Here is a 4,632-nt window from a genome sequence, read left to right as displayed (position 1 = left end):
ATTTAAAACATTATGTGGGTAGACCCAGCCCATTATGGCTAGCAAAAAATCTCACTTCTATAGGAAATGGAGCAAAAATATATCTTAAACGTGAAGATCTAAACCATACCGGCGCTCACAAAATAAATAACGTCATAGGACAAATTTTATTAGCCAAACGTATGAACAAATCCAGAATTATTGCAGAAACAGGGGCTGGACAACATGGGGTGGCCACGGCAACGGCATGTGCACTTTTTGGACTTGAATGTATTATCTATATGGGCGCTTTGGATGTTGAAAGACAAAAATCAAATGTCTATCGTATGGAGCTACTCGGTGCAAAAATTGTAGCCGTTACAGCTGGCAATAGTACCTTAAAAGATGCTATTAATGAGGGAATGCGGGATTGGGCGACCAATGTTCATAACAGTTATTATTTGATGGGTACAGTTGCGGGTGCTCATCCTTATCCTCAAATGGTTCGTGACTTCCAGTGCATTATCGGCCATGAAGCCAAAACACAAATACTTGAAGCGGAAGGAAAGATGCCTAAAGCGGTTATCGCGTCCATTGGCGGTGGTTCCAATGCAATGGGTATTTTTCATCCTTTCCTTGATGATCGTTCCGTCAATTTAATTGGAGTAGAAGCGGGAGGGAAAGGGCTCGACAGCGGCGAAACAGCTGCTTCAATTGAACGCGGCTCCCCAGGAATACTTCATGGTAACCGAACGTATTTACTACAAAATGAAGAAGGCCAAATTATTGAACCTTATAGTTTAAGCGCTGGATTGGATTATCCAGGTGTAGGACCTGAACATTCTTGGCTACATGATATAAAGCGGACAGAATATGTTGCAATCAACGATGATGAGGCTGTAAATGCTTTCCAAATTTGCACCCAAAAAGAGGGGATAATTCCTGCTTTAGAAAGTGCACATGCGGTGGCCTACGCCTTGAAAATTGCCCCTACTATGCAAAACGATGAGAGCTTGATTGTCAATTTATCCGGTCGAGGCGATAAAGATATTGAGAGTGTTTCTACTTACTTAAAAGGTGCAAAACTGTGAATAGAATTGCTAATTGTTTTTCTAAGCTTAAACAACAAAATCGTGGTGCTTTCATTCCTTATGTCGAATCGGGAGACCCGGACTATCAGACCGCTTTGGAAATTTTAAAGCAAATGCCTTCTGCTGGAGCAGATTTAATCGAAATAGGCATGCCTTTTAGTGACGCTATGGCCGATGGACCTATTGTTCAACAGGCAGCCAGCCGCGCTTTAAAAGCAGGGGCAACCATGAAGAATATCTTCCGTATGGTTTCTGAGTTCAGGACTGAAAATACACACACCCCAATTATTTTGATGGGTTACGCCAACCCTATCGAACATTATGGCTATGAAAATTTTTGTCAAAAAGCTGCTAAGACCGGTGTTGATGGTTTGATTGTTGTCGATATTCCTTATGAAGAAATGGACAATATTCGGCCTTATGCCAAACAAAACCAAATTGATCTCATCCAACTGGTTACCCCTAACACACCTCAAAAAAGACTTGAACGCATTTTAAAAGAAGCGTCAGGGTTTATCTATTATGTCAGCATAACAGGGGTGACGGGCACTAAGACAGCAAGTCACGACGAACTCACAAAAATAATACCTACCATTCGTAGCATTTCCTCTCTACCTATTGTTGTTGGTTTTGGCATCAAAACTCCCGAAGCGGTTACCAACGCAGTTACTGTTGCTGATGGCGCCGTGGTAGCTTCTGCATTATTAAGTACTCTAGCCTCTAGCCTCGATAAAAATAATCAAGCCACCCCTCATACTGTAAAAAAAGTCATTGAGCATACGTCTTTTCTTGCCAATGCTGCCCACCTTATGCTTTAACGCCACTACATCCAATTAAGAAAATTATTTTCAAGGGCTAAACAAATGAACTGGCTTACGGACTACGTTCGACCCAAAATACAAGGACTGCTTTACAAAGAAATTCCAGATAATTTATGGAAAAACTGTGAATCTTGTGGTCAAATGCTTTTGATAAAAGATTTGGAAAAAAATCTTAATGTTTGCCCTCACTGTGGCTATCATATACGGGCTTCAACGTCTCAACGATTAGAATGGACGTTTGATGAAGGCTCTTACACCAAAATTCAACTACCCAAAACGATCACAGACCCTTTACAATTTAAAGACAAAAAAAAATATATTGATCGCTTAAAAGAAAATAGAAACAAATCGCAGCAAGACGAATCCATTGCAGTCGCTCATGGAAAAATTTTAGGACATAATACTGTTGTTGCCGTCATGGCATTTGAATTCATGGCTGGAACTATGGGATCTGCATTTGGAGAGGGATTTTTAGCCGCAGTGCGGCTCGCGCTTTTAAAAAAATTACCCTTTATCGTATTTACTGCCTCTGGTGGTGCCAGGATGCAAGAAGGTATGGTAAGCCTAATGCAAATGCCTAGGACTATTATTGCTGTTGAAATGCTGAAAGAAGCAAAATTACCTTATATTGTTGTTTTTACTAATCCCACAACAGGAGGTGTTACAGCCTCATTTGCAATGCTTGGGGATATACATATTGCTGAACCAGACGCTTTGATTGGCTTTGCAGGACCAAGGGTAATTGAAAATACCGTCCACGAAAAACTTCCAGAAGGCTTCCAACGCTCCGAATATTTATTAGAACATGGAATGGTTGATATTGTCGTTCAACGTCATGCATTAAAGCAAACGCTTGCAAAGGTATTGGCGTTACTTTGTAATAAAAATCAACCTCTTGAAAATTAGTTATTTATGTCTGCTTCTACGCCGTTAACTGAATTCACAGGACGCCCTAAACAAATACTTGAACGTCTTAATGCACTTTACCCTTCCTTAATAGATCTTTCCCTCAATCGACTGAAAAGACTGCTTGGCGATCTAGGTAATCCAGAAAAAAAAATACCTCCTATTGTCCATGTTGCTGGAACTAATGGGAAAGGAAGTACGTGTTCTTTTCTACGTGCTATTGGTGAACACGCTGGATTAAAAGCTCATGTGTATACCTCTCCTCATTTGGTCAATCTCAATGAGCGATTTCGAATTGCAGGAACCCTTGCTGAAGATCAACTCTTAATAGAGACGCTTAGGGAAATAGAACGAGTAAACCAAAAACAACCTATTACTGTGTTTGAAGTGCTAACCGCAGCCGCTTTTCTTTTATTTTCAAGACAACCTGCAGATTTAACGATTTTAGAAGTAGGATTAGGGGGACAGTTTGATGCCACGAACGTTATTACACCTATTGTCAGCGTAATAACATCCATTTCCATGGATCATGAAGATTTTTTAGGAAAAGATTTATCTAAAATTGCATACGAAAAATCTGGAATCATAAAAGAAAGCGTACCGGTTGTTACTGATCAACAACAGCCAGAAGCCTTACACATCCTTAACGAGAGAGCATGTTTTTTAAAAACAACTTGCAAAGTAAGAAACAAAGAATGGTTTATTAAAAAAAATAAGGATCATTTATTTTATTCGGACGATTGGGGAACGCTTACTTTGCCTTTACCAAGTCTTATAGGGGATCATCAAATAAACAATGCTGGATTAGCTATTGCTGCTCTACGACACAGTAACCTTGATTTACCTAACCAATCATACCATGGCGTATCAAAAGCTAAATGGCCTGCAAGGCTACAACGGTTAAATGGTTTTCTTACTCGTTTTTCACCTGAAAAGAGTGAACTGTGGCTTGATGGAGGGCACAATCCTGATGCTGGTCAAATTTTAGCCTCTATAATAGAAAAAAATTGGCAAGATAAACCGTTACATCTTATTGTTGGTATGAAAACAACTAAAAACGTTCGAGAATTTCTCGCACCTCTAATTCCTTTAGTTGATTCAATACAGGCCGTAATCGAACCAGACCAATATTTAGCTATGTCTATTCAAGATATCGTCGAAGCTTCAAATAATTTTGCAACAGCAGGAACTACTGTAAAATCGGCGTTGATGAAACTCAAAATGAATGTGTTCAAACCAACCCGCATACTTATTTGTGGAAGCTTATATCTTGCCGGCAGTGTCTTAAAACAAGATGGCTGGCAAAATATTTAATTAATCAACAAAAAAATGCTAAAACTGGAATTCTACTTTGCGCCAAGGTTAACACTATAAAACAGAAACTCAAATTTGTTTATCCACAGTTTAAGTATAGTAATAGATTATTCCTATTTTATATTACTTAACTGTTGGCTTTTCTTTTAAGAAGGGCATTCGCTTAAACTGTAATTGAATATTTTTTAGTAAAAATAAAAATCCTACACTATCTATTAATCAAACAAGAGAAAAGAGAACAATTATGCCAGCACTTTACAAATGCTAAAAAAATAAAAAGACACGGTATTGCCTCTAAAATTATAAGCAAATCATGTCTTTTCAGTTTTTCGTGAAGGCATACTTGCGTTAGCCCTGATGATCTTAAAAAGTTTAATGCCAAAAACCTTAATTTATGCTTATTTTTTATAAAATTAAAAAATATTGTTATTTCTAAACGATAAATTTAAAAACATTCAAACTTAATATAAAAATTGTTTATAAATTAACTTATAATTTCTAGAAGAGATAAAGCATTAATAAAATTTCTAACTATTTTATAT

The 4,632-nt window shown here is 37.8% G+C and carries 4 protein-coding genes; all 4 read left to right on the top strand.

Annotated features, from left to right (window positions below; genetic code table 11):
• Positions 1–1,049, top strand: a 1,049-nt coding sequence (gene trpB / locus AABE15_RS09210; RefSeq protein WP_338331002.1) for a tryptophan synthase subunit beta, incomplete at its 5' end; no start/stop codon positions are given.
• Complete coding sequence (gene trpA / locus AABE15_RS09205) at positions 1,046–1,867, top strand: tryptophan synthase subunit alpha (RefSeq protein WP_338331001.1); 822 nt, start codon at positions 1,046–1,048, stop codon at positions 1,865–1,867. The genes trpB and trpA, both read left to right, overlap by 4 nt.
• 45 nt (positions 1,868–1,912) lie before the next feature.
• Positions 1,913–2,776: an acetyl-CoA carboxylase, carboxyltransferase subunit beta gene (gene accD, locus AABE15_RS09200; RefSeq protein ID WP_338331000.1), complete on the top strand. Its 864-nt coding sequence runs from the start codon at positions 1,913–1,915 to the stop codon at positions 2,774–2,776.
• Positions 2,777–2,782: 6 nt separating this feature from the next.
• Positions 2,783–4,090 (top strand): folylpolyglutamate synthase/dihydrofolate synthase family protein, encoded by a 1,308-nt coding sequence (locus tag AABE15_RS09195; protein WP_338330999.1) that lies wholly within the window; start codon positions 2,783–2,785, stop codon positions 4,088–4,090.
• Positions 4,091–4,632 lie beyond the last annotated feature (542 nt).

This window comes from Commensalibacter sp. Nvir (assembly GCF_963921845.1).
GTDB lineage: Bacteria > Pseudomonadota > Alphaproteobacteria > Acetobacterales > Acetobacteraceae > Commensalibacter.
This window is presented reverse-complemented; position numbering and strand designations above follow the sequence as displayed.

What these genes read in the sequence shown, in the direction of transcription:
- accD (WP_338331000.1), top strand. Translation starts at nt 1,913, where the DNA reads ATGAACTGGCTTACGGACTACGTTCGACCCAAAATACAAGGACTGCTT.
- AABE15_RS09195 (WP_338330999.1), top strand. Translation starts at nt 2,783, where the DNA reads ATGTCTGCTTCTACGCCGTTAACTGAATTCACAGGACGCCCTAAACAA.